This is a genomic window from Streptomyces sp. NPDC041796 (assembly GCF_055590785.1).
The window spans coordinates 1-4,480 of record NZ_JBVJAH010000077.1 but is presented as its reverse complement, the minus strand read 5'-3'; the positions used below and the strand labels follow the sequence as shown (position 1 = coordinate 4,480).

At 65.4% G+C, this 4,480-nt stretch carries 2 protein-coding genes and 1 pseudogene; 2 read left to right on the top strand and 1 reads right to left on the bottom strand.

Features of this window, described 5'->3' with window-relative positions; genetic code table 11:
* Positions 1 to 1,693: 1,693 nt before the first annotated feature.
* Positions 1,694 to 2,394: pseudogene (locus tag ACZ6C1_RS38705) on the bottom strand (IS701 family transposase); the annotation flags it as partial.
* 328 nt (positions 2,395 to 2,722) lie between these two features.
* Between ACZ6C1_RS38705 and ACZ6C1_RS38700 the strand changes: the two are divergent.
* On the top strand, positions 2,723 to 4,048 hold the full coding sequence (locus ACZ6C1_RS38700) for a S8 family serine peptidase (RefSeq protein WP_469247714.1): 1,326 nt from the start codon (positions 2,723 to 2,725) through the stop codon (positions 4,046 to 4,048).
* 35 nt (positions 4,049 to 4,083) lie between these two features.
* Positions 4,084 to 4,347 (top strand): hypothetical protein, encoded by a 264-nt coding sequence (locus ACZ6C1_RS38695; protein ID WP_469247713.1) that lies wholly within the window; start codon positions 4,084 to 4,086, stop codon positions 4,345 to 4,347.
* Positions 4,348 to 4,480 lie beyond the last annotated feature (133 nt).

Here is a 4,480-nt window from a genome sequence, read left to right as displayed (position 1 = left end):
CAGCAGCCTCGGCTACCGCAATCCCGCCGAATACGAGACTGCCCTGGCGGCCTGACCACCACACCGAAGGTGTCCGCCAAAGCGGAACAAGCTCAACCACCGACCGCGACAGCCAGCGCCCGCCGCGCACCTCGACGACAGCCCGACGCAACGGCCAGCCTTGCCGATGCCGTTGCTGACTTAAAAGGCCATCGTCAGGTCGCAGTAGATCACTATCCGCATGTCTCACCAGACGATCTGCGTTGGGAAAGAAGCCACTGTCCAGCTGCTGTCGGGCGCCGAGCGCTTCGCTGGGTGTTGTTCTTACGGGTCATGAGCCTGTGTGGCCGTGGCGTGATTAGGCAGTGGTGACTTGCATCGGCGTCACCCTCGCGGGTGATGGTCAGCATCGTGACCTGTTCCACCAGGGCGTGAAGACATCAGGTATGGCACCGTAGCGAACCAACAAAGCCGCTCAGGGTGACGAGTAGCGGACTTCGGACATCCCGCTCAATACCTGAGAATTTCGACCGCGACACCGGCCACTGGGAACTCGCTCTCTGACCAAAGCCTGGGTAACCGTCTCGGTCAGCAGCGACACTGGTGGATGGTTGAGGCAGCGATTCGGTGGGCGAAATCGCCATGGGACAGGGCGCTTGCCACGGTTCGCGGTGTCAATCCTGTGTCGCAAGGCACGCCCCCGTCAGATTGTCCTCTGTCCGGTCACCCAGTCGTGCTCGGATAGGACTTTGAGCGTGTCGTCACCGAGGGCGAGCGCGCCATGCGGACGCTCAAGGCCTCAAAACATCGGCAAGCACACGGCCGTCTCCATGGTGATCATCAGGCGCGGCATGGCCAAAGGGCTGTCGCCTCCCTGCGCAGCTGTTGTCTCCGACAGCCGTGGCGCTCCTGCAGGTCCTGCTGAGTCCCTTCCCCACATGACCGGGGAACTGGTCGCGGCCCTCTATCTGGACGTGATATGCGCCGTCGGCCTTGAGTGGCAGGTCGACAATTGGCACCGCGTCATCACTGAGGATCACGCCTCCTCTATCAACGACGTACCAGTTCAACGTCCGATGAGCAGAGCCGACAGCACTCCTCGCCGACTAGGCCCTTGAAGGGCATCTCAATGGTGATGTCAAGCCACTAGTACAGGTTGTCTGCCACCGGTACTGGCTAGGCCTGGACCCACCGCCGTCTGAACGGCCTGAGAAATGCGTCCGCCTGCCTTCGCCTCTCTCTGAACGGAGTTACCTGACATGCCCGCCACCAAGCGCTGGATCAATCTTGGCCTTGCCTTCGGCGGCCAGACACCGATGACCGAGCTGCCCCCACCACTGGCGAGACGTGCCCCGCGCTCTTTCAACCCCTGGGTGGATGGGGATGGGGAGGACCAGCACCGCAGAGACATCATGCGCGCCGCTGGCTTTGAGCCTATCGGCCCCTACCCTGGGAAGCGATCGGTGCCGTGGCCATCGAAGTGCCTCGGGTGTCGACAGGACCGCCGTCCCACGTTTCGAGACGTGGAAGGCGGTGTGAGGTGCAAGCACATCAAGCGATGAATCGGCTCTAGCACCTTTAGCCCGTTGGCGAACACTTGTTGAAGATGGCCGTCCGCGAGCTACAGACCCTCCTCACGACATGGACCGGCGACTGCCCCACCTGTCAACGCGGCATACCCACCCCAGCCCCGACCTGACCAAGCCCTACTCGGGCCGCGACCGCCATAAGGCGGGGTGTGAGCCGCGCCGCTTCCGGCTGGGCGGTGGTCGTGGTGGAGATGCCGACCGCGTAGCTGAGCTGTCGTTCTTCCAGGCCGGGACGGAAGGCTGCCGCATTGCCGTAGCCGCCGTCGGCCACGACGAGCGGGACATCGATGCCCCATGACCTGGTCTCGTCGATCATGTCCAGGGCCAGCTGCCACTTCTCCACGTGACCGACTTCTTCGGGGATGCCGCACGTGGTGCGGCGGGCCACCTTGGCCAAATCGGCCTTCGGCGAGGCGGGATCCCAGCTCTCGGGCAGGAACAGGCGCCAGTCCACGGCCGCCGACGCCGCGTCGGAGGCCAGGTGCAACGAGACGCCGGCTTGACAGTTGGTGACCTTGCCCGCGGTACCGGTGTACTGCCGCGCGATGCAAGCCGAGGCATCCCCGTCCTTCAGGCAGCCGGTGTCATCGATGATCAGCGCGGTCGGCTTGATCACCTGCTGCATCCGCCACGCGAGACGGGCGCGCACATGCGCCGCCTCCCACGGGCTGGAGGTGATGAAGTGGGCCAAGGCCTGCCGGTTGCCGTCCTCACCCGGACGGGCGGCCATCGGCTCCACCGACTTGCGCCGCCCGTCCAGCAGCAGGCCCCGCAGATACACCTGGCCCCACCTGCGTTGATCCGCCCGCGCGAACGGCTCGCACATCTCCGCTGCGAAGTCCTCCAGATCACACCGGACCGCAGCCAACTCCCACCCAGCACATACAGGCAACGACACAACCCATCAAACGGACACGCCACCCGCGAATGAACCTGACCAAGCCCTACTAGCTGCTGCAAGACCATCGCTCTGCCGCAACACCACGAGGCCTCGCCCGCTGACGGCCACACCGGTTACCCGATCAGCGGCCATACCGAAGAGGCTTTATCGTCGGAATTGATGGCATTGGGTCCGCTCTGTGAACGATCGGCCTCTGTGCTTTCCCATTCGCCGCCGGGCAGTGGACGCCCGCTCTCAGCAGAGGACGACAACCATGAGGGACGAGTTCAGCGTGACCGGGATGGCCGACGAGGGCGTGGTCAGGAATGTCGAGTACACGGGCAGGTACCTGGTTCTGCTTGATGAGGGCGATCCCAAGGGTGCGCTCGCCGCTCTGTCTTCGGGTGTCGGAGTGTCGGCGGCGGACCACGTCCGGGCTGGCGACGTTGCCACTCATGCCCTCCAGGAGGGAGGAACTGTGGTCCTTGACGATTTGGGCATTGCTATTGTCGAGGCTGTTGAGGGTGATCAGCGGCTGGCGCTGGAAGCTACGGTCGCCTCGACTCCGGCTCTGATCGGCGCGGAACCGGAGCGTGTGCTTCATGTCACTAAGGAGGAGACGTCGACCCGCCCAGTCGAGTACTTGGAGGGTTACCTGCACGGTGTGGCCGACCTTGTTGAGCGCGTTCGTGGAATCGGTCAGGCCAACCCGCTACTCGCGCAGGCCGCAGCCGGTCCTCTGTGGAGTGAGGTTCAGGCCACCTGGGGGCTGCAGGCCATCGTGGCGACGGAGACGGCCCTCACCGGCCTGGGCGTCGGAGTGGCGATCCTTGACACCGGCATCAGCGAGGCCCACCCGGACCTAGCGGGCCGGGTGAGGCAGTCGGCGTCCTTCGTGCCGGGACAGTCGGTCGACGACGGCCACGGCCACGGCACCCACTGCGCCGGGACCGCCTGCGGTCCCAGGAAGCCAGCCACCGGCCCGCGCTACGGTGTCGCGTGCGAGGCTGACCTCTATGTCGCCAAGGTGCTGAACAATCAGGGCCGCGGAAGCGACGGACAGATCCTCGACGGCATTAACTGGGCCCTGGGCCCGGACGGGATCCGGGTCATCTCGATGTCACTGGGCGGGGCGGTCGCCCTCGGCGCTGGCTACTCTCGCATCTACGAGCGCGCCGCCCGTCGATGCCTCCGACGCGGGAAGGTGATTGTTGCGGCCGCAGGGAACGAGAGCCAGCGTCCGCTGGATCTCCAACCAGTAGGAACGCCCGCGAACTGTCCGTCGGTGCTTGCCGTGGGTGCGATCGCACCGGACTTCACCATCGCTCCGTTCTCGTGTGCCGGTCTCAACCCGAACGGTGGTGGGGTCGACCTGGCGGGACCGGGTGTCGACGTGCTGTCCACTTGGCTGAACGGCGGATACCGTCGGCTGTCGGGTACCAGCATGGCCACACCCCACGTCGCCGGTGTCACTGCGCTGCTGTGGGAGCAGAATCCGAGCGCGACTGCCGCACAGATCGTGACGCTGCTGCGCGCAGGCACACGCGATCTTGGTCTCCCGGCGTCGGACGCCGGTCGAGGACTGGTGCAGGCGCCTTAGGGGTAGCAGAATGACGGACCACGTTGGAGGGCGACATGGCCGGCGATTCGCGCAACGTGGGTGATGAGACGCCCCGTGTCAGGGTCATCGTCGGGCTAGACCCGGACGATTTCGAGAAGGCGGCAGAGGCCGCTCGGCGCGCCGGGATGATCATTGAGTCAGAGCAGCGGGGAATCGGCACCGCCGTGGGGACCGTGCCCGAGGACGCGCTGGCCAGCCTGAGCGCGGCCTACGGCGTTGAGGACGTGGAACTGGAGCGGGGCTACCACCTGCCGGACCGTGACTCTCCCGTGCAGTAACCGCTTTGTTCATCCCTCAGGTCGGTCGCGATGGTCACTGAGCCTCTTTCGTCCTGTGCTGGAGGGTGGAATGGGCGGGTCAGCAGGTGTGGTGACGAGGCAGGGCCCCTCGTCGTTGGCGTGGTGATCTCAC

Coding starts and splice junctions, on each gene's coding strand:
- ACZ6C1_RS38700 (WP_469247714.1), top strand. CDS start 2,723: ATGAGGGACGAGTTCAGCGTGACCGGGATGGCCGACGAGGGCGTGGTC.
- ACZ6C1_RS38695 (WP_469247713.1), top strand. CDS start 4,084: ATGGCCGGCGATTCGCGCAACGTGGGTGATGAGACGCCCCGTGTCAGG.